The organism is Nocardioides sp. (assembly GCF_041600255.1).
Classification (GTDB): domain Bacteria; phylum Actinomycetota; class Actinomycetes; order Propionibacteriales; family Nocardioidaceae; genus Nocardioides.
On the sequence record NZ_JBFIKK010000008.1, the window covers coordinates 1 to 24,311 of the forward strand.

The following is a 24,311-nucleotide window of genomic DNA, read 5'->3' on the forward strand; positions in this document are numbered from 1 at the left end:
ACGTCGATGCCGAGGTCGCGCTGGGCCTTGAGCACCGCGATCCAGAGCCGGCGCTCCAGGACGATCTTGTGCTCGGGCGACCACAGGTGGGCCAGGTCGGCTCCGGCGTACCGGGTGGCCAGGACGTTGGGGAGTGACACGTTGCTCCTCAGATTCCCGCAGCGATGTCGGTGCGGTGCTGGACGCCTTCGAATTCTACGGTTCCGACGCCGGCGTAGGCCGCCTCGCGAGCGGCGGCGACGTCCGGACCGGTGCCGATCACGGCGAGCACCCGACCACCCGCGGTGACCAGGTCGTCGCCCGAGCGGGCGGTGCCGGCCTGGATGACGTGGACGCCGTCCAGCTGCTCGGCCCGGTCGATGCCGTCGATCACGGCGCCCGAGGTGGCCGAGGCCGGGTAGCCCTTGCTGGCCAGCACCACGGCCACGGCCGCGCCCGGCTTCCAGCTCGGCGGCGGTACGTCGGCCAGGGTGCCGGTCGCCGCACCCAGCAGCAGCGGGGCGAGCGGGCTGTCGAGCAGCGCCATCAGCGGCTGCGTCTCCGGGTCGCCGAAGCGGGCGTTGAACTCGACCACGCGGGTGCCCCGGGAGGTCAGCGCGAGACCGGCGTAGAGCAGGCCGGCGAACGGCGTGCCCCGCGCGGCCATCTCGTCGACGGTCGGCTGGAGCACGGTGTCCAGCACCTCCTGGACGAGACCCTCGGGCGCCCACGGCAGCGGCGTGTAGGCGCCCATGCCCCCGGTGTTCGGGCCCTGGTCGCCGTCGGAGATGCGCTTGAAGTCCTGGGCGGGCTGCAGCGGGTAGACGGTGCGGCCGTCGGTGATCGCGAAGAGCGAGACCTCGGGGCCGTCGAGGTACTCCTCGATCACCACGCGCTCGCAGCCGGCGGCGTGGTCGACGGCCTCCTGACGATCCTCGGTCACCACGACGCCCTTGCCGGCGGCCAGCCCGTCGTCCTTGACGACGTACGGCGGCCCGAACTCGTCGAGGGCGGCGGCGACCTGCTCGGGGGTGGTGCAGGCGTACGCCGTGGCGGTGGGGACCCCGGCGGCCTCCATCACCTCCTTGGCGAAGGCCTTGGAGCCCTCCAGCCGGGCGGCGGCACCGGACGGGCCGAAGCAGGCGATGCCGCGAGCGGTCACCGCGTCGGCGACGCCGGCGACCAGCGGACCCTCGGGCCCGACCACGACCAGGTCGGCGCCGAGCTCGACCGCCAGGTCGGCCACCGCCTCGCCGGACAGGGCGTCGACGTCGTGCAGCTCGGCCACCTCCGCCATGCCGGGATTGCCCGGTGCGGCGTGCACGGCAGCGACGGTGGGGTCGTGGGCCAGGGCCCGGGCCAGCGCGTGCTCGCGTCCGCCGGTGCCGATCACCAGGACCGTGAGTGGGGACTGCGGCGAAGTGGTCACGACGGTCAAGGGTAGTGCGGCGCGGTCCTCACTTCTCGCGCGGCCGCGCCCGGCGGGACACCGAGGCGCCGTACACGGCCGGTCGGTGGCGCAGGATCGGGTCCTCGGAGAGCTCGATCCCGTCGACCACCCGGGTCGGGTCGAAGACGACCACGGCGCCGGCGAACTCGGGGTCGGGCACGGCCCGGGTCACCGACAGCCGCCCCGCCACCAGGTCCCGGGCTCCCCGCCAGACCGACGTGGGGTCGTGGGGGTCGTCGCGCGGGCCGGCGACCCGGACGTGCAGGTCGTAGTCGACGGGCCCCCTGGCCAGCCGCGCCCGGATCTCGTCACGCAACCGGTCGGGCCCGGTGAAGGACTCCTCGAGTCGGTCCCCGGCCCGAGCGTGCGGCACGAAGGAGTACCGGACCCAGGCCCCCTGGCCTGCCGCGTCCAGCCAGCGGTAGGCGTGGACCGGGTGGTACGTCGGCTCGGCGTAGCTGACGTGCGAGCTGATCGCCCGGGCCCGGGCGCTGGCCAGCAGCACGGGCACGAGTCGGGGGTGCCGCGCCAGGTGGAGCGGGAGCGTCCAGAGCCGGCGACTCGCCTCGGTCAGCGCCACGAACTCCTCCACCGTGCGCACCGGGAACCGGGGCGAGGTCTGGCCCAGCAGATCGGCGGTCGTGCCGTCGGGGAGCTGGAAGGAGACCGCCATCCCCCGGATGTCCGGGTGGTGGTCGCCCACCTCCGGGTTCCCTCCGGCGTTGGACCAGCGCACGGTGACCGGGATCTCGACGCCGGAGAAGTGGCCGGCCCGGCAGAGCTCGGCCGCCTCGGGGGTCGCGGTGAAGGTGCCAGCGTAGAACCCGCCCTTGGCGTGCAGGCAGCGATAGCCCTCGGGACCGCCGAAGGCCGCCCGGATCCGCCCGACGGCGGCCTCTGGTTCCAGCACGCCGTCACGCTAATGGTCACGGTCAGGTCACGGAGGTGGTTTCTCCGAGATCGGGGCCGGAGCCCCGGGAGTCGTTCAGTCCGGGTGGACGACGATCGTCTGCTCGCGACCCGGCCCGACGCCGACGCCCCAGATCCGGGTGCCGGAGATCTCCTCCAGCGCCTTCACGTAGACCTGGGCGTTCTTCGGCAGGTCCTCGAAGGAGCGGCAGCCGGAGATGTCGCTCTTCCAGCCGTCGAAGTACTCGTAGATCGGCGTGGCGTGGTGGAACTCGGTCTGGGTCATCGGCATCTCGTCGTGGCGCACGCCGTCGATCTCGTAGGCCACGCAGACCGGGATCCGCTCCCAGGAGTCGAGCACGTCGAGCTTGGTGAGGAAGTAGTCGGTGAGGCCGTTGACCCGGCTGGAGTAGCGGGCGATCACGGAGTCGTACCAGCCACAGCGACGGGTGCGACCGGTCGAGACGCCGATCTCGCCGCCGATCCGCTGCAGGTTCTCGCCGTCGGCGTCGAAGAGCTCGGTCGGGAAGGGGCCGGAGCCGACCCGGGTCGTGTAGGCCTTGATCACGCCGATCACCCGGTCGATGCGGGTCGGGCCGATCCCGGCTCCGACGCAGACGCCGCCGGCGACGGGGTTGCTGCTGGTGACGAACGGATACGTCCCGTGGTCGACGTCGAGCATCGTCGCCTGGGCGCCCTCGAAGAGCACGGTCTCGCCCCGGTCCAGGGCCTGGTTGAGCAGCAGCGAGGTGTCGGCGACCATCGGGCGCAACCGCTCGACGTACGAGAGCAGCTCCTCGACGACGGCGTCGACCTCGATGGCGCGCCGGTTGTAGACCTTGGCCAGCAGGTGGTTGCGCTGGTCCAGCGCCGCCTCGATCTTCTGCCGCAGGATGCCCTCGTCGAAGAGGTCGGCGATCCGGATCCCGACCCGGTTGATCTTGTCGGCGTACGCCGGCCCGATCCCGCGGCCGGTGGTGCCGATCTGGTTCTTGCCGAGGAAGCGCTCGGTGACCTTGTCGATCGTCGAGTGGTACGACGCGATCACGTGGGCGTTGGCGCTGACCACCAGGTCGGCCACCTCGACGCCTCGCTCGATGAGCAGGTCGAGCTCGCGGAAGAGGGCCTCCGGCGAGACCACGACACCGTTGGCGATCACCGAGGTGGCGCCGGGCGTCAGGATGCCGCTGGGCAGCAGGTGGGTGGCGAACTTCTCGCCGTTGACCACGATGGTGTGGCCGGCGTTGTGGCCGCCACTGGTGCGCACCACGTAGTCGATCGACCCCTCGCCCTGCTGCTGTGCCAGCAGGTCGGTCGCCTTGCCCTTGCCCTCGTCGCCCCACTGGGCGCCGAGGATCACGATGGCGGGCATCGCTCGCTCCTCAGGATGGAATGCTCGGAAAATGCCGAAGGCCCCGGCAACAGCGCACCGGGGCTCTTGCGGCAAGAGGCTACCAAAGGTTGTCGCCGGGACCGCGGCCTCGGATAGTGTCCGCCCAATGGACCCGCTCCTCGTCATCACCAACGACGCCGCCGGAACGGCCGACGACGAGCACCTCGCCGCCGGCCTCGCCGTGCTGCGCGAGCGTGCCTCGGTGGAGGTGCAGAGCACCTCCAACCCGGGCGAGCTCGACGGCGTCCTGCATCGGGCGGCCTCTCGTCGGATCGTCGTCGCGGGCGGCGACGGCAGCCTGCACGCGGTGATCGCGGCGCTGCACCGCCGCAACGAGCTGAAGAACTCGGTGCTCGGCCTGCTCCCCTGCGGCACCGGCAACGACTTCGCCCGGACCACGGGCATCCCGCTCGACATCGAGGACGCCGCCCGGGTGATCCTCGACGGGCGGGTGACCCCGCTCGACATCCTGGTCGACGAGGTCGGCGAGGTGGTCGTGAACGGCGTCCACGTCGGCGCGGGCGCGAACGCCAGCCGTCGCGGCGCCCGGTGGAAGGAACGCCTCGGCTCGGTGGGCGTCGGCCGGTTGAACCTGGGCAAGGTCGGCTACCCGATCGGCGCCCTGCTCACCGCCTGGAACCCCCCCATCGTCCGGCTGCGGGTCGAGGTCGACGGCGAACTGGTCAACGACGTCGACCGGCCGGTGCTGATGGTGGCGCTCGGCAACGGCTCGTCGGTCGGCGGCGGCACCGAACTCACCCCCGACGCCGACCCCGGCGACGGCCTGATCGACGTGATGATCTCGCGGGCGACCGGGGGCCTGGCCCGCTTCGCGTACGCCGCCCGCCTCAGCCGGGCGGCGCACCAGGAGGCCGACGACGTGCAGTCGCTGCGGGGGATGTCGGTCTCGGTCACCGGCGAGCAGTTCTGGGTCAGCGCCGACGGCGAGGTGTACGGGCCCGAGCGCCGGCGCACCTGGCACGTCGAGCACGCGGCCTACTCGATGCTGTTGCCCTGACCGGCGCCTCGAGCGCTCACAGCCAGCCCCGGCGTACCGCCTCGACCCCGGCCTGGAACCGGGAGTCGACCCCGAGCTCGATCTGGATGTCCGCGATCCGTCGTCGCACGGTGCGCAGGCTGATCCCCAGCGTGCGCGCGATCGACTCGTCCTTGGCACCGTCCGCGAGCTGGAGCAGCAGCAGGCGGCGCAGGTCGGGCCGGGCCTCGCGCCGGTCGAGGCTCGGGACCGGAGCGGCCCGCTCCCACATCAGCTCGAAGAGCAGGGTCAGCGCCTCGATCAGGGCGGGCTGGCGGATCAACAGCCGGGGCTCGTCCGCGGAGCCCATCGGCTCGGGCAGGATCGCGTGGCTGTCTCCCAGGACGACCAGACGACTGGGCAGCTCGGGCACGATCCGGATCTGCTCGCCGGCCTCGGCGCGCCTGCGCAGGGTGTCCGGAGCCTCCTGCAGGGCGATCGCGGGGTAGATCGCGCGGGAGCGACGACCCGACGCCACCGCCTCGGCGACCACCTCCGCCATCGCCGACTCCCGCGGCATCCGCCAGGCGTCCGGACGCCACCACAGCAGGTCGCCGCGGCTCTCCCGGATCAGCTGGCCCAACAGGGCCAGCGCGTTGCCGCCCGAGCTCTTCTCCCCGTCGATCGGGGAGAGGTCCTCGACCTCCCCCGGCCCCGGCATCACCGGGCGTGCGGCCAGGTACGAGATCGCGGCGGCCATCCCCGTGAGCCTCTCGTGCGTCTCCTGGGCCCGGCTCGCCTGCCGGGTAAGCAGACAGGTCAGCGCCTGGGCCTCGGAGAGCACGTGCACGCGACCCTCCGCCACGGTGACGATGCCTTCGCCGATCAGGGCGCCCAGGTCGTCGAGGAGCTCGGCCGGGGAGCGCTGGCAGGCCGCCGCCACGGTCTCGACGTCGGCGCCCGCGAGGGCCAGGCAGTGCCGATGGAGACGGTCCTGCTCGGGTGAGAAGCCGAGCGCGGAGAGGACCGAGGACGCTGCATGCCGAGTCATGGTTGGCAGGTTAGTGTCGGCGACCTCTTGGAGCCAGGGTTGTCCGGACGAGTGGTGAGACTCTGGCGTTGCGTGACAAGAACGAGCGGCCCTCTCGGGGCTGCCCGCTCCAGCGACCCACATCGGGGGATGCGGTTGCACATTGTCACGCACTGGTGAGGGCGCCGAGCCATCTGCTCGGCGCCCTCCCACGCATTTCAGGGGTTTCCATGCCCCTCCGGTAGCGTGGCGGCCCGCATCACCCCACCCCCGGCACCGATCAGGAGCACCCCAGATGGCACGCGGCGCAACCCCCGGTCAGCAGGAACCCACCGACTGGGTCACTCGCGCGGCCGACGACGCCATCCGGCATGCGCGGGCCGGGCGCGAGGGTGTGGAGGGTGGCGCCGACGAGCTGATCACCTGCGCCTCCGGGGCGAGCCCGTCGGGGCCGATCCACCTGGGCAACCTGCGCGAGTTCCTCACCGTCCACTTCGTCGCCGAGGAGATCCGCCGCCGCGGCATCGCCGTACGCCACCTGCACAGCTGGGACGACTACGACCGGTTCCGCAAGGTGCCGGCCGGCGTCGACCCCGCCTGGGCCGAGCACATCGGTCGCCCGCTCTCGGCGGTCCCGGACCCCTGGGAGTGCCACGAGTCGTGGGCCGAGCACTTCAAGGAGCCGCTGCGCAACGCCCTGGCCGAGCTGGGCGTGCAGATGGACGAGGTCTCGCAGACCGTCGAGTACCGGGCCGGCGCCTACCGCGACCAGATCCTCACCGCGGTGAGCCGGCGGGCCGACATCGAGCGGGTGATGGCGCGCTACCGCACCAAGGCGGCCGAGCCGGCTGCCGACCCCGAGGTCGAGGGCGCCCAGGACCTCTCCGACTCGGTCGCCAACGACGACGAGACGACCGGCGAGGACGAACTCGCCCGCTTCCCCTACAAGCCCTACTGCCGCGAGTGCGGCCGGGACACCACCACCGTGACCGCCTACGACGACGAGAGCACCGACCTCTCCTACACCTGCACCTCGTGCGACTTCACCGGCGTCACGAACCTGTCCACGCAGCACGAGGGCAAGCTCGTGTGGAAGGTCGACTGGCCGATGCGCTGGTCGGTCGAGGGCGTCGACTTCGAGCCGGGCGGCGTCGACCACGCGACCCCCGGGTCGTCGTACACCGTCGGCAAGCAGCTGGTGAAGGAGATCTACGGCGGCCGCGCACCGTCGTTCGTGGGCTACTCGTTCGTCGGCGTCGCCGGGATGGCCAAGATGTCGTCCTCGAAGGGCGGCGTGCCCACCGCCGCCGACGCGCTCAAGGTCCTCGAGGCGCCCATCCTGCGCTGGCTCTACGTGCGCCGTCAGCCCAAGCAGGCCTTCACGATCGACTTCGGACCCGAGGTGGTCCGGCTCTACGACGAGTGGGACTCACTGGGTCGCAAGGCCGCGAACCCCGACAAGCGCGACGCGCAGACGCTCGCCTTCGAGCGGGCCCGCGCCACCTCGACGGCCGGCACCCTGCCGACCCCCGAGGTCGTGGTGCCGTTCCGGATCCTCTCCTCGGTCGCGGACGTGACCGCCGGCAGCGCCGAGCTGATCAGCACCACGATCAGCAACGTCGGCCACGAGCACTCCTCGGTCGCCGAGCTCGAACCCCGACTTGGCAAGGCGATGACCTGGACGGCCGAGTTCGTGCCGCCGGAGGACCGGACCACGGTGCGGGAGTCGCCCGACGTTGCTCGGCTCGCGGCCCTGACCGAGGACGAGGAGCTCTGGCTGAGCCAGCTGCTCGACCGGATGCCCGACGATCTCGACCTCGCGGAGATCACCACGCTGATCTACGGCGTGCCGAAGCTGGCGCGCGGGCTGGGTCTCGACGACGCGCCGACCGAGCAGGTGAAGGCGGACCAGAAGGAGTTCTTCCGCCTGCTGTACCACCTGCTCGTGGACGCCGACCGCGGTCCCCGGCTGCCCACGCTCTTCGTGGCCCTGGGCGCCGAGAAGGTGCGCTCACTGCTGCGCGCCTGAGCCCGTACGACGAACGCGCCCCCTGCCGGTCTCGGCGGGGGGCGCGTTTCGGTGTCGGGGTGGATCAGCCCAGCAGCTCGTCGTACGCCGTGGGGCTGGAGTCGCGCAGGAACTCCGAGCAGCGGTCCCACTCCGGCGTCTCGCCGATCGCCCGGGCGCTCAGCGCGAGCAGGGCCAGGCAGCGCAGGAAGCCACGGTTGGGCTCGTGCTCCCACGGCACCGGGCCGTGGCCCTTCCAACCATTGCGACGCAGCATGTCGAGGCTGCGGTGGTACCCCACTCGGGAGTACGCGTAGACCGTGACGTCGTCGGCGCCGGCGTCGCGGGCCTGCTCGGCGAAGGCCGCCCAGGCGAACGGCGACGCCGGGTTACGGCGTACGACGTCAGCGGGAGCGGCACCGCCCTCGAGCTCGGCGGCGCTGGGGTCCACCGGCAGGTGGGTGGGCGGAGGTCCGGCCATGAGATCGATGTGGTTCATGGTCAGCATTGTCCACGTCGGGGTGTTCACTACTCCCATGGCCCACCCCTCCTCCCCCTCGCTCGCGGTCACGGAGGAGAAGGACCCCTGGCCGGCCCTCTTCGCCCTGTGCCTGGGGTTCTTCATGATCCTGGTCGACTCGACCATCGTCTCGGTCGCGACCCCGGCGATCATCGAGGACCTGCAGGCCGACGTGAACGCGGTCGTCTGGGTGACCAGCGCCTACCTGCTGGCCTATGCGGTGCCGGTGCTGATCACCGGCCGGCTCGGCGACCGGTTCGGGCCGAAGCGGCTCTACCTGCTCGGGCTGACCGTCTTCACGCTCGCCTCGCTGTGGTGCGGCCTCACCGACAGCATCGAGGGCCTGATCCTGGCCCGGGTGGTGCAGGGGCTGGGCGCGGCGATGATCACGCCGCAGACGATGGCGATCATCACCCGGATCTTCCCCGCCCAGCGGCGTGGGCAGGCGATGGCGTTGTGGGGCGCCACCGCCGGCGTCGCGACCCTGGTCGGACCGATCCTCGGCGGTGTGCTGGTCGGCGCCCTGGGCTGGGAGTGGATCTTCTTCATCAACATCCCGGTCGGCATGGTCGGTTTCGCGCTGGCCTGGCGTCTGGTGCCGCACCTGCCCACCAACGCGCACAGCTTCGACTGGTGGGGCGTCGCGCTCAGCGGCGGCGGCATGTTCCTGCTGGTCTTCGGCATCCAGGAGGCCCACCAGTACGACTGGGGCACGATCACCGGTCCGGTCACCGTCTGGCGGCTGATCGTCACCGGGGTCGTGGTGCTGGTGATCTTCGTGCTCTGGCAGGCCCGGAACCGTCGCGAACCGCTGGTCCCGTTGAGCCTCTTCGCCGACCGGAACTTCTCCCTGGCCAACGTTGCCATCTCGGCGATGGGGTTCGCGATCACCGCGCTGGCGATCCCGCTGATGCTCTACGCCCAGCTCGTGCGCGGGCTGAGCCCCACCCGTTCGGCACTGCTGCTGGTGCCGATGGCACTGGTCACCATCCTGCTGGCCCGCCAGGTCGGGAAGCTGACCGACCGGGTCCACCCGCGGCTGCTCACCGGGATCGGCTTCATCGCCGTGATCACGTCGCTGACCTGGCTGTCGAGCCAGATGACGCCGGACTCCGCGGTCTGGCAGATCCTGCTGCCGATGACGCTGCTCGGCGTGGGCAACGCGTTCGTGTGGGCGCCGAACAGCGCGACCGCCACCCGCAACCTGCCCCTGCACCAGGCGGGAGCGGGGTCCGGGGTCTACAACGCCACGCGTCAGCTGGGAGCGGTGCTCGGCTCGGCCGCGATCGCACTGCTGATCGATGCCCGGCTCGGGGCCGAGGGCGTGAGGTTCTCCCCGGGCCAGGCCCCCGCCGGGGGTGGCGCGCTGCCGGACGCCGTCCTCGCGCCGTTCAGCCAGGCGATGGCGACCAGCATGCTGCTGCCCCCCGCCGTCCTGGTCGTCGGGCTGCTGGCGGTGCTCTGCTTCGAGCGGCCTCGCCACGTGGGCTACGCCGTCCGCCCCCCGCTGTAACGCGGTGTTCTTGACGCTGAGTGCGCCCCCGGGGGGGCACTCAGCGTCAACAGCACCGCACCAGTCGGCGGCTCAGGCCGTACGTCGCTCGGCCTGCTCGCGGTCGAACCGGGCCAAGTGCTCGGGCAGCCGAGCCCCGAATCGTTGACGCGTGACGGCGTACTCGGCCCGCAGCCGGTCGAGCGCATGGCTGCGCTGGGCTCCCCAGAGGTCGTCCCAGATGATCCGGGACATCCCCAGCCCGGCCGCGCACACGTCGTTCTGCCGCCGTTTCTCCTCCCAGAGCACCTCGGTGACCGGACGGGCGGCCACGCCGCCCTCGTGGGTGCGCAGGTACTTGACCCGGCCGTCGAACTCGAAGACGTGGCACCCCACCCGCAGGTCGCACCAGGCCGTCCCGCGCGAGGTGCGGACGGCGAACTGGGTCTGCACCGGTCCGAGGTCGAGCTCCAGCACCAGCAGCCGGGCCAGCGACTCACCGACCGACTCCGCGCCGGGGTCGGCGTGCTCGACAGCCGCTCGGGCCCGGGTGATGTGCGGCCAGCAGGTCATCGTCTCCAGCTGGGCGGCGAGGTCGGCGAACGTCGCGCCGCGCTGCAGGGCGGCGTCGCAGGCGGTCACACCGGTCTCGAACCCGTGCTCGCGAGCCAGGTCCAGGGCGGTCCGGGCCAGTCCGGTGACCTGGAGCCCGTCGGGTGTCGCCTGCTGCGGCGGTGGCAGGCGGGAGAGGTGGTGCTTGACGCCGTGCTCGGTGCGGCTGCCTCCGACGCCCGGGCGGGTGACATGCACCAAGGGGGTGCGCGGGCGAAGGAACGGGAGCTCCAGGGAGCGTGCGGCCGAGTCGTGGCTCAGCACGTGCTCGACGCTCGTGCTCAGCTGGGCGGCACGGTCGCGCAGCCGCCAGCGTTCGTCACGCTCGTCCAGGCTCTCCCAGCGGGCCCGGTCGACGTACACGCCCCGTCGTACGACGGCCCACGGGCCCTGGACCGACGTACAGGTGCGCAGTTCGCGCTCGGTGTAGCCGGCCTCGATGGCCTGGGTGCGGGTGATCAGGCCGGACTGGGTCGCGGCGAGGGCCGCCAGGCGTGGGCGCATGCCGCGATGGTGGGGGCGGGCGGGCGGCCTCGGGACCTGCTGTCGGCCAGCCTGGGCAGGACGGCGACCGCGTGGACGCCTGTGGAGATCCGGCGGACACCGGCCGATTTCCCCTGTAACGCGGTGTTCTTGACGCTGAGTGCGCCCCCGGGGAGCTCTGCAGCGTCAATAACCCCGCGTTACAGCGGAAAGGGGGGATCGGTCAGGCGATCGACTTGCCGGCCGAGCGCAGGTTCTCGCACGCCTCGACGATCCGAGCCGCCATCCCGGCCTCGGCCGCCTTGCCCCAGGCGCGCGGGTCGTAGGCCTTCTTGTTGCCGACCTCGCCGTCGACCTTCAGCACGCCGTCGTAGTTGGTGAACATGTGGGCCGCCACCGGGCGGGTGAACGCGTACTGCGTGTCCGTGTCGACGTTCATCTTGACCACACCGAAGTCCACCGCGGCCGCGATCTCCTCGGCCGACGAGCCCGAACCACCGTGGAAGACCAGGTCGAACGGCCGCGCACCGGCCTCCAGGCCGAGGCCCTCGACGACCGCCTCCTGGGCGAACTTCAGGATCTCCGGGCGCAGCTTCACGTTGCCCGGCTTGTAGACGCCGTGCACGTTGCCGAAGGTCAGCGCGGTCATGTATCGACCCTGCTCCCCGGTACCGAGCGCCTTGACCGTGGCGATCGCGTCCTCGGGGGTCGAGTAGAGCTTGTCGTCGATCGCACCGACGACACCGTCCTCCTCGCCACCCACGACGCCGACCTCGATCTCGAGGATGATCTTGGCCGCGGAGCACTGGGCCAGCAGCTCGCGGGCGATCTCCAGGTTCTCGTCGAGCGGTACGGCGGAGCCGTCCCACATGTGCGACTGGAAGAGCGGGTTCTCGCCACGCTTGACGCGCTCGGCCGAGATCGCGACCAGCGGGCGGACGAAGCCGTCCAGCTTGTCCTTGGGGCAGTGGTCGGTGTGCAGCGCGATGTTCACCGGGTAGTTCTTGGCCACCTCGGCGGCGTACGCGGCGAACGCGACGGAGCCGGTGACCATGTTCTTGACGCCGGGACCGGAGAGGTACTCCGCGCCTCCGGTCGAGACCTGGATGATGCCGTCGGAGCCCGCGTCCGCGAACCCCTGCAGAGCGGCGTTCAGGGTCTGCGACGACGAGACGTTGATCGCCGGGAACGCGAAGGCGTTCTTCTTCGCGGTGTCGAGCATCTCGGCGTAGCGCTCGGGAGTGGCGATGGGCATGGTGGCTCCTCAGAGAACGAGTGACGGCAGGGCCAACCCTAGTCTCTGCTGCCGGGCTGCACGACGGGCCCGCTCCTAGGCTCGGAACATGACCGGCGACCCGCTCCACTCCAGCCACCGCAGCAGTCTCCTCGACGTGGCACCGGCCCGGGCGTGGGCGGCGGTGGTCGCGGCCGGCGGCCGGCCCCGGTGGTACGTCGATGCGGCACCGTGGCGGGTCCGGGGCGGGATCGACCGGCTCGTCGGTGGCGCCGGACGTCGCTGGCCGGTGCCAGGGCAGGCGCGCCTCAGCCCCGGGGACACCGCCGGCTTCTGGCGGGTGCTCAAGGTCGACGACGCCCGTGGTGTCCTGCTCCTCGAGGCGGCGGTCCGCTCACCGGGGACCGTCACGCTGCGCACCTCGGTGCAGGCGGTGAGCAACCACAAGTGCCGGGTCGAGCAGGTCGTGACCTTCACCCCGCGAGGCGCACTCGGTCGCCTCTACCTGCTCGCCGACCTGCCGGCCCGGGCAGCGGTGATCGCCCTGTGCCACCGCACCCTGATCGCCGAGATCACCGCTGGCCGAACGTGATCTTCCCCTCTCCGGACGTCTGGGGGCGTGACCCTTCGGCGACTCGTGCGTTTTCGGGGAAGGACCAGACACCCCTGGTCCCGAGTCCCTGCCCCAGGAGTTCTTGACGATGAACCCCCGCTCACTGCGTCCTCGCACCGCGCTCGGTGCGGCGCTGGTGGCGGTCGCCCTCACCGGCACCGCCCTGGCCCAGCCCACGCTCGCGGACCGACCGTCCGCTGCCTCGTTCACCGCGAAGATGGTGCTCGTCGACACCCCCACGTCGGTCGCCAAGCAGCGGTTGCAGCGCATCGGTCTCGACCTGACCGAGCACGCCGGTCACGACTACATCGAGGTCGTGCTGCACACGCCGGAGGAGGAAGCACTGCTCCGGGACGCCGGGTTCTCCTGGACCGTCAAGATCCCGGACCTGCTGCGTCGCCAGGGCGAGATCAACGCCGCCGACGAGGCGTACGCCGCCCGCGTCGCCGTCTCCCCGCTGCCGTCGGGCCGCACCAGCTACCGCCGGCTCGCCGATTACAACAGCGAGATGACGGAGCTGGCGGCGAAGAACCCCAAGCTGGTCAAGGCGTTCGACCTGCCGCGGCCCAGCCTCGACGGTCGCACCATCCAGGGCATTGAGATCGGCGCGGACGTCACCAAGCCCGCCTCGGGTCGCCCGACCTTCCTGCTGATGGGTCTGCACCACGCCCGTGAGTGGCCCTCGGGTGAGAACGCCATGGAGTTCGCGCACGACCTGGTGAAGAACTACGGCAAGAACAAGCAGATCACCCGTCTGCTCAAGAAGGGCCGCGTCGTCGTCGTTCCCGTCGTGAACCCCGACGGCTTCGAGATGTCGATCACCGACGGCTCCGTGGTCGACCTGCGCGCCTTCAACGAGCACGACCCGCTGGACGGCACCACCTCGATCCTGGCCACCCCCGGACAGGCCTACAAGCGCAAGAACTGCCGCGTCATGGACGGCCAGGACACCCCGGACGGCAGCTGCCGCCTGACCCTGGCCAGCCCCGGCGGCTTCGGCCTGGGCGTCGACCTGAACCGCAACTACGGCGGACTCTGGGGCGGCCCCGGCGTGGACGGCCCCACGCCGAACCCGGCCGAGCTCGAGCTCGGCTACGCCGGCGCCACCTACCGCGGCGCCGCTCCCTTCTCGGAGCCCGAGACCCAGAACATCCACGACCTCGTCGCCGAGCGCCAGGTCACGATGCTGATCTCGAACCACACCTTCTCGAACCTGATCCTGCGCCCGAACGGCGTCAACCCGGCCACCATCGGGCACGACGGGATCCCGGTCGGCGACGCGCCGGACGAGAAGGGCCTCAAGGTGCTGGGCGCGAAGATGGCCGAGCAGAACGGCTACCGCAACATCCACGGCTGGGAGCTCTACGACACCACCGGCACGACCGAGGACTGGTCCTACAACGCCACCGGCGGCTACGGCTACACCTTCGAGATCGGCCCCGACGAGTTCCACCCGCCATTCGAGCACGTCGTCGACGAGTACGTCGGCGCCGGCAAGTACGCCGGCAAGGGCAACCGCGCGGCGTACCTGCTCGCTCTCGAGCACGCGGTCAGCAAGAAGCCGAACGGCCTGATCAAGGGCAAGGCCCCCAAGGGCGCCGTGCTCCGGCTCAAGAAGGACTTCGACACCCCGACCTGGAGCAGCTCGTTCAAGGACGGCATCGACACGCCGATCACCGTGCTGAACCGCCGGGGCACGTTCTCCTGGCTGGTCAACCCCTCGACCCGCCCGGCCGTGCGGTCGCGGACGTACTACAAGCCGGCCTCGAAGCCGTACGCCGCGGAGACCTTCACCGGCACCGCCGCCCCGCTCGACCACAACGACCATGAGTTCAAGATCTCGGGTCGGACCGCCCCCACCTGGGAGATCGACCTCGACTGGGAGACCCCGGACGACCTCGACCTCGAGGTCTACCGCAAGGAGGCCGACGGCACGCTGACCGAGGTCGGCGGCTCGGGCAACATGCCGGGCTCGAAGGAGCACGTGACCGTGCAGAACGCCACCCCGGGCACCTACGTGCTGCGGGTGATCAACTACGCGTCGATCACGCCGTCGTACACGATGACCTCGGAGCTCTTCGACGCCAAGAAGGTGCGCACGAAGGGCAAGCGGGAGTCCTACACGCTCACCTGTGAGCGCAAGGACGGCAAGGTCCTGCAGAAGACCAAGGTCTTCATCGACCGCGGTCAGACCAAGAAGGTCAACCTGAAGGCCTGCCGCAAGAAGTGGTGACCACCCGGTGATCGCCAGGTGGGCGGCACGACCGCCCACCTGCTGACAACCGATGGCCCCCGTCCTCCGTCTTCACCTCTGAGAGGCTGAATCACGGAAAGGCGGGGGCCATGTCATTGCCGGAGCTCCACGAGGAGATCGACCGGTCGTTCGGCGACGGGCCGGCACACCGGCCGGTCAGCGAGCGCATCCAGGCGGGGCGCACGGCGCTGGTACGCCGCCGGGTGACGGCCGGGGTCGCAGCGCTGGCGGTGGTGGCAGCACTGGGCGGCACGACCTGGGCGCTTGCGCCGGGTGGGGACCCCCGCGCCGGCGAAGGGTACGTCGCCACCGACCCACCGCCGACGCCCGGCGAGAGCGAGAGCGCCGCCCCGGCCTGGGAGGACAACACCCCGCTGCGCTACCTCGACGGCGAGCTGCAGATCCGTCCCGGGGTCGTGGTGCACGACCGCATCGAGAATCCCTACGGTTACCAGCCCCCCAAGAAGTCGGATGCCCTCGACATCACCTTCGAGGGGAAGCGGCAGTGGGCAATCGTGCGACTCACCGAGAGGGGCTACGGCTACTCCTCGACGGCGCCCAGCAACGGGTGGGCGAGCTTCTCCGCCTACGTGGCCGACCAGGTCGACGGCGCGACCGGAGGTGACGACGGCTGGCCGGAGACCCTTCGACTGACCGACCAGGGCACGGTGGTCGCGAGCCCGGGAAGCGAGATCCTCCAGCGCACCGACGACCCCCGGCTCGGGGACTCCTTCGCCCCCGCCGGCACCCCGACCGGAGCGGCACTGGTGCGGGCCGCGGAGGACGACTTCGCCTACTTCGTCGTCTGGCGCGTCATCGACGGGAAGCTGGACGTGATCACCACGCCACCCGACGACGTCGTCGGCGCCACCTTCGACGAGCTGGTCAGCTACGCGCGCTCGCAGTACGACTCCGGGGAGGGCCTGCGATGATCCCGCTGTCTCGGGAACGCCACGACCTCGAGTACTCCGAGTTCGTCACGGCCCGGCAGACCCATCTGCGTCGGATCGCCTACGCCGTCTGCGGCGACTGGCACCGTGCCGACGACCTGCTGCAGACCGCCCTGACCAAGCTCTACGTCGCCTGGCCGCGACTGCACCGGGACGGTCGCGAGGAGGCCTACACGCGTCAGATCATCGTGCGGGCGAACATCGACGAGTCCCGTCGTCCTTGGCGCCGCGAGCGGTCCGGGCTGGAGGCAGAGGACCGGGCCGCCCGCGAGCCGTTGCCCTACGAGGAGAGGTCGGCCCTCTTCGACGCCCTCCAGCAGCTCCCACCGATGCAGCGGCGCACGGTCCTGCTCCGGCACTGGCTCGGACTCTCGGTCGAGGAGACCGCGCACGAGCTGCGGATCTCGACGGGCACGGTGAAGAGCCACAGCTCACGAGGGCTCGCGAAGCTCCAGTCCCTGCTGGCCGATCAGCCGCGCCAGACGCCGTCGGCGGTCGCGTCGCCGGACAGGTCGGCGTACTGACGGATCCACGCGTGCATGGTGATCGCGGCGGCAGCCGAGGCGTTGATCGACCGGGTCGAGCCGAACTGGGCGATCGAGAACGTGCCGTCGCAGACCGAGCGAGCGGTCTCGGAGAGACCGGGCCCCTCCTGGCCGAAGAGGAAGCAGACCTTCCGGGGCATCGCCATCGTCTCGAGGTGGGCCGAGCCGGGCAGGTTGTCGATGCCGAGCAGCTGGACGCCGGCCTCGTGCAGGTACGCCGCGAGGTCGGCGGCGCTCTCGTGGTGCCGCACGTGCTGGTAGCGGTCGGTCACCATCGCGCCACGGCGGTTCCAGCGGCGGTTGCCGACGATGTGCACCTCGGCGGCCAGGAAGGCGTTGGCCGAGCGCACGATCGTGCCGATGTTGAAGTCGTGCTGCCAGTTCTCGATCGCCACGTGGAAGTCGTGGCGCCGGGTGTCGAGGTCGGCGACGATCGCCTCCATCGACCAGTAGCGGTAGCGGTCCACCACGTTGCGTCGGTCGCCCTCGGCGAGCAGGGTGGCGTCGTACTGCTCCCCCTCGGGCCACGGGCCCGACCAGGGACCGACCCCGACCTCCGCCGGCCCGTGCGGCATCGGGTCGTACGGCGCGCGCCGCTCGCCCTGGGGCTCGCCGGCAGACGCCTCGGGGGGCGGCGGAGTGGTCGACGGGTGCACGGGCCGAACGTTAGTCGCAGCCTCCCGCTAGGCTCACGCCCGTGCTGGGTATCGAACCATTCCTGTTCGGTATCGACTGGCTGCAACTCGAGTGGTGGCTCGGACACCTCGGGGAGACCCTGTTCTGGATCGCACTCGTGGTCATCTTCGTCGAGTGCGGCCTGCTCTTCCCGTTCCTGCCGGGCGACACCCTGCTGTTCAGCCTCGGCCTCTTCATCGCCACCGGTCAGATCGACCTCTTCCCCGGGGGCGTGGTCGCCGAGCTGCTGATCGCCATGACGCTGCTGATCGCGGCCGCCTTCGGCGGCAACGTGGTCGGGTACGAGATCGGGCGGCGCGTCGGCCCGCCCCTCTACCGCCGCAACGGCCGCTTCCTGAAGCGCCGGCACTTCGACCAGACCCATGAGTTCTTCGAGCGGCACGGCTCCACCGCGCTGGTCCTGGGCCGGTTCGTGGCGTTCGTCCGCACCTTCATCACCGTCGTGGCCGGCGCCACCGGGATGCGGCGCCACACGTTCTGGCTGTGGAGCTTCATCGGCGCCGTGCTCTGGGTGGTGGGCATCACTCTGCTCGGTTACTTCCTCGGCGGCATCCCCTGGCTCGGCGACAACCTCGACTTCGCACTCCTGCTGATCCTGGCCGTGTTCGCGATCCCGCTCATCCTCGAGTGGCGTCGTGAGTCCGGCGAGACTCCACAGCGATGAGCACCGCCACCACGACCGCGCCGAGCAGTGCCAGGAGCAGCGGCACGGCGACCGGGTCGTAGGGCGCCAGCAGCGCTCCGGGGCCGTGCGCCTCGCCGTCCGCCGCGGTCTTCGGCACGGACTGCCACGGCCACAGCGCCCGCAGCGAGCCCAGCATCAACGCGATCATCACCAGCAGGGTGATGCGACGGCGGTGGGTCAGCAGGTAGTTGAGCACCTGCACGAACGACGCCAGCCCGACGAAGGCCCCCAGCGCGAAGACCGCCACATAGCCCAGGTCGCGGTCGTGGATCGCGTCGAGGGTGACGGTGTAGAGCCCGATGGTGAGCAGGAAGAACGACCCGGAGATGCCCGGGACCACCAGCGCGCAGATCGCGATGGCCGCAGCAGCGAAGACCAGGAGCGGTGCCGGGTCGGCCTCGGCGCCACTGCCGGCCAGACCCACCAACCAGAACGTCGCGGCCGCAACGACGGCGACCAGGGCGAGCTCGACCAGCAGGGGGCGGTGACCGAGCGGCAGCATCCGCACCGGCACCACGACCGAGACCGCCACCAGCCCGAAGAACAGCCCACGGGCCGCCTCCGGGTGGTCGGTCACGAAGCTCGACATCAGGCCCGCGATGCTCAGGATGGCGGCGGCCATGCCGAGGAGGATCGGGACGATCAGGAACCAGTCGGTACGACGCAGCTCGGCGCCGGCCGAGGCGAACCGATCGGGGCCGGTGACCAGCCGACGGAGCGCGGAGACGACGTGGTGGGCGGAGTCGATCAGCTGGTCGTAGACCCCGGTGACCAGGGCCACCGTGCCACCCGAGACACCCGGCACCAGCTCGGCGGTGCCGATCAGGAAGCCACGTCCGACGTCGAGCGGCAGCTGCCCCCGGGAGCGCCGGGTGGCCAGGACGCTCGAGCCGACCTCGGGCCCGACCTCAGCCACGGACGGCGTCCAGCTCGGTCTTGGTGAGCACCGGGCGCACCTCGAGGCCGACGTCGGCCAAGGGGTTCTCGCCGGCCGGGCTGCGGTCGATCGCGCAGACGACGACCTCGACGATCGCCCCGGCCGCACGCAGCGCCCTGGTGGCGTCGCGGACGGCACCACCGGTGGTGATCACGTCCTCGACCAGGGTCACCCGGCGGCCGGCCACGTCGGGGCCCTCGGCCAGCTTGCAGGTGCCGTACTCCTTGGCCTGCTTGCGCACGAACAGCGCCGGCCGTCCGGTCAGGCTGCTCACCATCGTGGCGATCGGGACGCCACCGAGCTCGAGTCCGCCGAGCAGCTCGGTGTCCTCGGGCAGCAGGTCGACCATCTGCCGCGCCACCCGGGCCAGCAGCTCCGGCCGGGCCTCGAAGAGGTACTTGTCGAAGTACTCGCTCGCCACCTGTCCGGAGCGGAGCGTGAACTCCCCGGTCAGGCGACAGCAGGCATCGATGTCGCGGGCGAGGTCCGGGTCAGCAGGTTGGGTCGTGGCGGTCACAGGCGCAATCCAACCACTCGCCCGGCGTCGTAGGGTCACAACCATGCTTGCCCACCGCCTGCACGGCATCCCGCCCACGATCTTCTCCGAGATGTCCGCGCTGGCGATGCGCACCGGTGCGATCAATCTGGGGCAGGGGTTCCCGGACGTGGACGGCCCGCCGTCGGTGATCGCCCGGGCGGTGAAGGCCCTGCGGTCCGGCCACAACCAGTACGCCCCGGGGATCGGCGTACCGGCGCTGCGGCAGGCGATCGCCCGACACCAGCAGCGCCACTACGGCCTCGACCTGGACCCGGACTCCGAGGTCGTCGTCACCACCGGCGCCACCGAGGGGATCGCCGCCGCCCTGCTGGGTCTGGTCGACCCGGGCGACGAGGTCGTCGTGCTCGAGCCGTACTACGACTCCTACGTCGCGATGATCCAGATGGCCGGCGGCGTACGACGCCCGATCACCCTGCGCGCGCCGGAGTTCCGGCTCGACGTCGACGCCCTGCGTGCCGCCGTCACCGCACGGACCAGGCTGATGCTGGTCAACACGCCGCACAACCCGACCGGCACCGTACTGACCCGCGCCGAACTGCAGGCGATCGCGGACGTCGCGATCGAGCACGACCTGGTCGTGATCACCGACGAGGTCTACGAGCACCTGGTCTACGACGAGCACGCGCACGTGCCGCTGGCGACCCTGCCCGGGATGTTCGAGCGGACCCTGACGCTCTCCAGCGCGGGCAAGTCGTACTCGTTCACCGGCTGGAAGGTCGGGTGGGCCACGGGTCCGGCCGAGCTCGTGGGCGCCGTACTCGCGGCCAAGCAGTGGCTCACCTTCACCTCCGGCTCACCGTTGCAGCCCGCGATCGCCCACGCCCTGGACGCCGAGGCCGAGTTCCCCCGACGCCTGGCCGCGGAGCTGGCCGGCCGACGCGACCTGCTGTGCACGGGCCTGCGCGAGGTCGGCATGGAGGTCCGCGAGCCCGAAGGCACCTACTTCGCCACGGCCGACATCAGCGCTCTGGGCTGGCCGGACGGGATGGCCTTCTGCCTGGCCCTGCCGGCACGCGCCGGCGTGGTCGCGATCCCCAGCCAGGCCTTCCACGACGACGTCGAGGCCGGTCGACACCTGGTGCGGTTCGCGTTCTGCAAGGAGCCGGCGCTGATCGAGCAGGGTCTGGCACGCCTCGCGTCCGGCGACCTGACGGCCTGAGCGGCCGAGCAGGGGCGAGCCGGTCGGTCAGCCCCGCGGGCCCCGGCCCCGGACGAACCAGTCGCGCACCTCGGGACGCACCAACTGGGTGAGCGCGGTGATGGCGGCGGCCAGCGGCAGCACCATGAAGAACTGCTGGCCGAGCGTCGCCATCAGGCAGAGCACGGCGGTCGTCGTCGCGGAGACCACGAGGCCGACGCGCGCCCAGGCCACCCCGCGCAGGGCGAGCACGACCAGGACGATCGCGCCGAGCGCCCAGACGATCAGCACCCCCGAGACCGCACGCATGGTCGCGACGAGCTCGGCCTGGGAGATCTTCTCCGCCGAGAGCTCGGGGTTCTTGCGGATCTCCTCGAACATCGCCTCGGGGCTGGTCGCCATCACCACGAGGATCGCGACGCTGAGCAGCAGGATCAGGCTGGCGCCCACGAGCGTGAGCACGCAGGCGCTGATCAGGGCACCGGGCCGGGGCGGGCGATCCTCCAGGTGACGGCCGGGGCCGTCGAGCAGGGTGCCGACGCTGGGCGCGGCGCCGTACGGCTCGTGCGCGGGCGGAGGTTCGGTGCGGTCGGCGGTCGGCGGGTGCGAAGTGTCCGAGCGGGACGGGTCCGAGCGGGGACCGCCGGTCGACGACCACGGTCCGGCCGCCGGCCGACTCGCCGAGGAGGCGGACGCGGGCACCCCGTCGAACCAGTCGCGCGCCGGCTGGAACCAGAGCATCACCGCGGCGGCGGCGACGATCGAGGACATGAAGCCGCCCGCGACCAGCCCGGTCAGGAAGAGCGGCAGGACCAGGAACGCCAACGCCAAGCGGGCGCTCCGGTTGCGCTTGAGCACGTGGAAGCCGAGGACGCCGGCGGCGGCAGCGCACGCGGCCGCCACCATCGAGACGATCCGGATCACGTCCAGCATCTGCTCCAGCCCGACCCCGAGCCCGTCGCCCGGAGGCTCCGAGAGGAAGCGCTGCACCGAGCGCTGGGTCTCGAGCGAGTGCAGGCCGGCGATGCGTTCGAAGACGGTGGCGACCACGAAGACCGACCCGCCCATGATCAGCCAAGCGGCGAGCGTCACTTGACGTGGCCGGGGCAGCGAGGAGGTCTCCATGCCCCCTATTCCACCAAACGCCCGGTCATCCGGAAGCAAGGGTCAGCCCGTGGCCCTCCTCGGCCAGGTCCACACGCACGCTGGCACCGTCCACGACCTGCCCCCCGATGAGCAGCTTGGCGAGCGGATCGCCGATGGCGGTCTGGATCAGCCGACGCAACGGCCGGGCACCGTAGGCCGGGTCGTAGCCGGTGTCGGCCAACCAGGTGCGGGCGGCCTCGGTGACGTCGATCGTGATCCGCCGCACCGCCAGCCGTTTCTCCAGCAGCTCGAGCTGCAGCCCCACGATCCGGGCGAGCTCCTCGCGGGTGAGCGCGTCGAAGAGGACGATCTCGTCGAGGCGGTTGAGGAACTCGGGCTTGAAGGAGCTGCGCACCACGCCCATCACCGAGTCCCGCCGGATCTCCGGATCGAGCGTCGGGTCCACGAGGTACGCCGAACCCAGGTTGCTGGTCAGGACGAGCAGGGTGTTGCGGAAGTCCACCGTGCGGCCCTGCCCGTCGGTGAGCCGGCCGTCGTCGAGCACCTGCAGCAGGATGTCGAAGACCTCCGGGTGGGCCTTCTCCACCTCGTCGAGCAGGACGACCGAGTAGGGACGCCGGCGCACCGCCTCGGTGAGCTGGCCGCCCTCGTCGTACCCCACGTAGCCGGGGGGCGCCCCGACCAGCCGGGAGACCGAGTGCTTCTCGGAGTACTCGCTCATGTCGATGCGGACCATCGCCCGCTCGTCGTCGAAGAGGAAGTCCGCCAGGGCCCGCGCCAGCTCGGTCTTCCCGGTGCCGGTGGGGCCGAGGAAGAGGAACGACCCGGTGGGCCGGTTCGGGTCGCTGATCCCGGCCCGCGAGCGGCGTACGGCGTCGCTGACGGCGTTCACGGCGGCCTTCTGGCCGATCAGCCGCTCCCCGATGACCTCCTCCATCCGGAGCAGCTTGGCGGTCTCCCCCTCGAGCATCCGGCCGGTGGGGATCCCGGTCCACGCCTCGACGACGTCCGCGATCTGCTCGGGGCCGACCTCCTCGCCGACCAGCGGCTCGATGTCGGACTTCTCGACCTCCTGGGCGTCCTCGATCTGCCGCTCGAGCTGGGGGATCCGGCCGTAGAGGATCTCGCTGGCCTGGCCGAGGTCGCCCTCGCGCTGGAGCCGTTCGGCCTCGATCCGGAGCTGGTCGAGCTGTCGGCGCAGCTCCCCCTCGCCCTCCAGGCTCGACTTCTCCCGCTCCCAGCGGGCCTCGAGGCCGCGCAGCTCCTCCTCACGGTCGGCGAGCTCGGCGCGCAGCACCGAGAGCCGCTCGACGGAGGCGTCGTCGGACTCCTTGGCGAGTGCGAACTCCTCCATCTTGAGCCGGTCCACCAGGCGCCGGAGCTGGTCGATCTCCTCGGGTGAGGACTCGATCTCCATCCGCAGCCGCGAGGACGCCTCGTCGATCAGGTCGATCGCCTTGTCCGGGAGCTGGCGCCCGGGGATGTAGCGGTCCGAGAGAGTCGCGGCCGCCACCAGGGCGGCATCGGTGATCCGCACCCCGTGGTGCGCCTCGTACTTCTCCTGGATGCCGCGCAGGATCTGGATGGTGTCCTCGACACTCGGCTCGCCCACGAAGATCTGCTGGAACCGTCGCTCCAGGGCCGGGTCCTTCTCGATGTTCTCGCGGTACTCGTCGAGCGTGGTGGCGCCGATCATGTGCAGCTCGCCGCGGGCCAGCATCGGCTTGAGCATGTTGCCCGCGTCCATCGAGGAGTCGCCGCCGGCCCCGGCACCGACGACCGTGTGCAGCTCGTCGATGAACGTGATGATCTGGCCGCCGGCCTCCTTGATCTCCTCGAGCACCGCCTTGAGCCGTTCCTCGAACTCGCCGCGGTACTTGGCTCCCGCGACCATGGCGGCCAGGTCGAGGCTGAGCACCCGGCGGCCCTTCAGCGAGTCCGGCACGTCCCCGGCCACGACCCGTTGCGCCAACCCCTCGACGACGGCCGTCTTGCCCACCCCGGGCTCCCCGATCAGGACCGGGTTGTTCTTGGTCCGCCGCGACAGCACCTGGACGACCCGCCGGATCTCGGCGTCCCGGCCGATCACCGGGTCGAGGCGACCGTCCTCGGCGGCCTTGGTCAGGTCGACGGAGTACTTGTCCAGCGCTTCGTACGTCGACTCGGCCTCCTGGCTGGTGACCCGTCGGTTGCCACGGACGGCGGTCAGGCCTTCGCGCAGCCCCTTCTCGGTGAGCCCGGCGTCGGTCAGCACCTTCTTCGCCGGGCTCTCGGTGCCGGCGATCGCGATCAGCAGGTGCTCGGTGGCGACGTAGTCGTCCTTCATGCCGGTGGCGAGGTCGAGCGCGCCGGCGAGCACCCGGGTGAGCGCCGGCGAGGCGCCCGGCTGCTGCACCGTGGCACCACTGGCCCGGGGCAGCGCGTTGAGCACCGCTTCGGCCGCGCTGGTGAGCTGGTCCACGTCGGCCCCCGACTTGGTGACCAGGGTGCGCGCGGTGCCCTCCTGCTGGCGCAGCAGCGCGACGAGCAGGTGGATGGGTTCGGTGGCGGTGTTGCCGCCCGTGGTGGCCGCGAGCTGGGCGGCCTCGATGACCTCGCGACTGCGGGTCGTGAACTTGTCGGCGCCGAACTGGCTCATGTGTCGTCTCCCGTGACATGGCTGCGCTGGGTCGATGATGCCCCGTGGCACGTGGCGGCACTCCACCCGCACCAGGGCCACTGTGGCACGCCGACGCCGCCGC

At 71.3% G+C, this 24,311-nt stretch carries 21 protein-coding genes; 9 read left to right on the forward strand and 12 right to left on the reverse strand.

Features of this window, described 5'->3' with window-relative positions; translation table 11 throughout:
* Positions 1–148: 148 nt before the first annotated feature.
* The 3 genes from purD to ABZE72_RS01800 all read right to left on the reverse strand — a co-directional run bounded on the left by purD (position 149) and on the right by ABZE72_RS01800 (position 3,710).
* Positions 149–1,408, reverse strand: a complete 1,260-nt coding sequence (purD, locus tag ABZE72_RS01790) for a phosphoribosylamine--glycine ligase (RefSeq protein WP_372727299.1) — start codon at positions 1,406–1,408, stop codon at positions 149–151.
* 28 nt (positions 1,409–1,436) lie between these two features.
* Positions 1,437–2,339, reverse strand: coding sequence for a catalase (locus ABZE72_RS01795; protein ID WP_372727300.1), 903 nt, complete (start codon positions 2,337–2,339; stop codon positions 1,437–1,439).
* Between the two features lie 75 nt (positions 2,340–2,414).
* Complete coding sequence (locus ABZE72_RS01800; protein ID WP_372727301.1) at positions 2,415–3,710, reverse strand: adenylosuccinate synthase; 1,296 nt, start codon at positions 3,708–3,710, stop codon at positions 2,415–2,417.
* 127 nt (positions 3,711–3,837) lie between these two features.
* On the opposite strand from ABZE72_RS01800, the gene ABZE72_RS01805 reads away from it, so the two are divergent.
* Positions 3,838–4,749: a diacylglycerol kinase family protein gene (locus tag ABZE72_RS01805; RefSeq protein ID WP_372727302.1), complete on the forward strand. Its 912-nt coding sequence runs from the start codon at positions 3,838–3,840 to the stop codon at positions 4,747–4,749.
* Positions 4,750–4,765: 16 nt separating this feature from the next.
* Here the strand turns inward: ABZE72_RS01805 and ABZE72_RS01810 are convergent, their stop codons facing one another.
* Positions 4,766–5,758, reverse strand: coding sequence for a helix-turn-helix domain-containing protein (locus tag ABZE72_RS01810; RefSeq protein ID WP_372727303.1), 993 nt, complete (start codon positions 5,756–5,758; stop codon positions 4,766–4,768).
* Between the two features lie 274 nt (positions 5,759–6,032).
* Here ABZE72_RS01810 and lysS point away from each other — a divergent pair, with 274 nt between their 5' ends.
* The gene (lysS, locus tag ABZE72_RS01815) at positions 6,033–7,766 is read left to right on the forward strand and encodes a lysine--tRNA ligase (protein WP_372727304.1); all 1,734 of its coding nucleotides are present in this window, start codon (positions 6,033–6,035) and stop codon (positions 7,764–7,766) included.
* A 64-nt stretch (positions 7,767–7,830) separates the two neighbouring features.
* On the opposite strand, the gene ABZE72_RS01820 is transcribed toward lysS, so the two are convergent.
* A complete protein-coding gene (locus tag ABZE72_RS01820; RefSeq protein WP_372727305.1) occupies positions 7,831–8,244 on the reverse strand; it encodes a DUF3151 domain-containing protein in 414 nt (137 codons plus the stop codon).
* 37 nt (positions 8,245–8,281) lie between these two features.
* Here ABZE72_RS01820 and ABZE72_RS01825 point away from each other — a divergent pair, with 37 nt between their 5' ends.
* On the forward strand, positions 8,282–9,778 hold the full coding sequence (locus tag ABZE72_RS01825; RefSeq protein WP_372727306.1) for a DHA2 family efflux MFS transporter permease subunit: 1,497 nt from the start codon (positions 8,282–8,284) through the stop codon (positions 9,776–9,778).
* A gap of 72 nt (positions 9,779–9,850) precedes the next feature.
* Here the strand turns inward: ABZE72_RS01825 and ABZE72_RS01830 are convergent, their stop codons facing one another.
* Together ABZE72_RS01830 and fbaA are read right to left on the reverse strand one after the other, a co-directional pair.
* Positions 9,851–10,873: a hypothetical protein gene (locus ABZE72_RS01830; RefSeq protein ID WP_372727307.1), complete on the reverse strand. Its 1,023-nt coding sequence runs from the start codon at positions 10,871–10,873 to the stop codon at positions 9,851–9,853.
* Positions 10,874–11,075: 202 nt separating this feature from the next.
* The gene (gene fbaA, locus ABZE72_RS01835; protein WP_372727308.1) at positions 11,076–12,107 is read right to left on the reverse strand and encodes a class II fructose-bisphosphate aldolase; all 1,032 of its coding nucleotides are present in this window, start codon (positions 12,105–12,107) and stop codon (positions 11,076–11,078) included.
* Between the two features lie 88 nt (positions 12,108–12,195).
* Here fbaA and ABZE72_RS01840 point away from each other — a divergent pair, with 88 nt between their 5' ends.
* The 4 genes from ABZE72_RS01840 to ABZE72_RS01855 all read left to right on the forward strand — a co-directional run bounded on the left by ABZE72_RS01840 (position 12,196) and on the right by ABZE72_RS01855 (position 16,427).
* Positions 12,196–12,678 carry a DUF2867 domain-containing protein gene (locus ABZE72_RS01840; RefSeq protein WP_372727309.1) on the forward strand — a complete coding sequence of 161 codons (483 nt, stop codon included), beginning with the start codon at positions 12,196–12,198 and terminating at the stop codon, positions 12,676–12,678.
* Positions 12,679–12,787: 109 nt separating this feature from the next.
* The gene (locus tag ABZE72_RS01845; RefSeq protein WP_372727310.1) at positions 12,788–14,932 is read left to right on the forward strand and encodes a M14 family zinc carboxypeptidase; all 2,145 of its coding nucleotides are present in this window, start codon (positions 12,788–12,790) and stop codon (positions 14,930–14,932) included.
* 110 nt (positions 14,933–15,042) lie between these two features.
* On the forward strand, positions 15,043–15,885 hold the full coding sequence (locus ABZE72_RS01850; RefSeq protein WP_372727311.1) for a hypothetical protein: 843 nt from the start codon (positions 15,043–15,045) through the stop codon (positions 15,883–15,885).
* The gene (locus tag ABZE72_RS01855) at positions 15,882–16,427 is read left to right on the forward strand and encodes a SigE family RNA polymerase sigma factor (RefSeq protein WP_372727312.1); all 546 of its coding nucleotides are present in this window, start codon (positions 15,882–15,884) and stop codon (positions 16,425–16,427) included. Before ABZE72_RS01850 ends, ABZE72_RS01855 begins: the two co-directional genes overlap by 4 nt.
* Here ABZE72_RS01855 and ABZE72_RS01860 read toward each other — a convergent pair.
* Complete coding sequence (locus ABZE72_RS01860) at positions 16,373–17,023, reverse strand: TrmH family RNA methyltransferase (RefSeq protein WP_372727342.1); 651 nt, start codon at positions 17,021–17,023, stop codon at positions 16,373–16,375. The two genes, ABZE72_RS01855 and ABZE72_RS01860, sit on opposite strands and share 55 nt — an antisense overlap.
* Positions 17,024–17,145: 122 nt before the next feature.
* On the opposite strand from ABZE72_RS01860, the gene ABZE72_RS01865 reads away from it, so the two are divergent.
* Positions 17,146–17,808 carry a DedA family protein gene (locus ABZE72_RS01865; RefSeq protein ID WP_372727313.1) on the forward strand — a complete coding sequence of 221 codons (663 nt, stop codon included), beginning with the start codon at positions 17,146–17,148 and terminating at the stop codon, positions 17,806–17,808.
* Here the strand turns inward: ABZE72_RS01865 and ABZE72_RS01870 are convergent.
* Positions 17,762–18,745 carry a DUF368 domain-containing protein gene (locus ABZE72_RS01870; RefSeq protein WP_372727314.1) on the reverse strand — a complete coding sequence of 328 codons (984 nt, stop codon included), beginning with the start codon at positions 18,743–18,745 and terminating at the stop codon, positions 17,762–17,764. The two genes, ABZE72_RS01865 and ABZE72_RS01870, sit on opposite strands and share 47 nt — an antisense overlap.
* Complete coding sequence (gene pyrE, locus ABZE72_RS01875) at positions 18,738–19,283, reverse strand: orotate phosphoribosyltransferase (protein WP_372727315.1); 546 nt, start codon at positions 19,281–19,283, stop codon at positions 18,738–18,740. The genes ABZE72_RS01870 and pyrE overlap by 8 nt, the downstream gene beginning before the upstream one ends.
* Before the next feature lie 43 nt (positions 19,284–19,326).
* On the opposite strand from pyrE, the gene ABZE72_RS01880 reads away from it, so the two are divergent.
* The gene (locus ABZE72_RS01880) at positions 19,327–20,484 is read left to right on the forward strand and encodes a pyridoxal phosphate-dependent aminotransferase (RefSeq protein ID WP_372727316.1); all 1,158 of its coding nucleotides are present in this window, start codon (positions 19,327–19,329) and stop codon (positions 20,482–20,484) included.
* 27 nt (positions 20,485–20,511) lie between these two features.
* Here the strand turns inward: ABZE72_RS01880 and ABZE72_RS01885 are convergent, their stop codons facing one another.
* The gene (locus ABZE72_RS01885; protein ID WP_372727317.1) at positions 20,512–21,588 is read right to left on the reverse strand and encodes a hypothetical protein; all 1,077 of its coding nucleotides are present in this window, start codon (positions 21,586–21,588) and stop codon (positions 20,512–20,514) included.
* A 25-nt stretch (positions 21,589–21,613) separates the two neighbouring features.
* The gene (clpB, locus tag ABZE72_RS01890; RefSeq protein WP_372727318.1) at positions 21,614–24,208 is read right to left on the reverse strand and encodes an ATP-dependent chaperone ClpB; all 2,595 of its coding nucleotides are present in this window, start codon (positions 24,206–24,208) and stop codon (positions 21,614–21,616) included.
* Between the last annotated feature and the right edge of the window lie 103 nt (positions 24,209–24,311).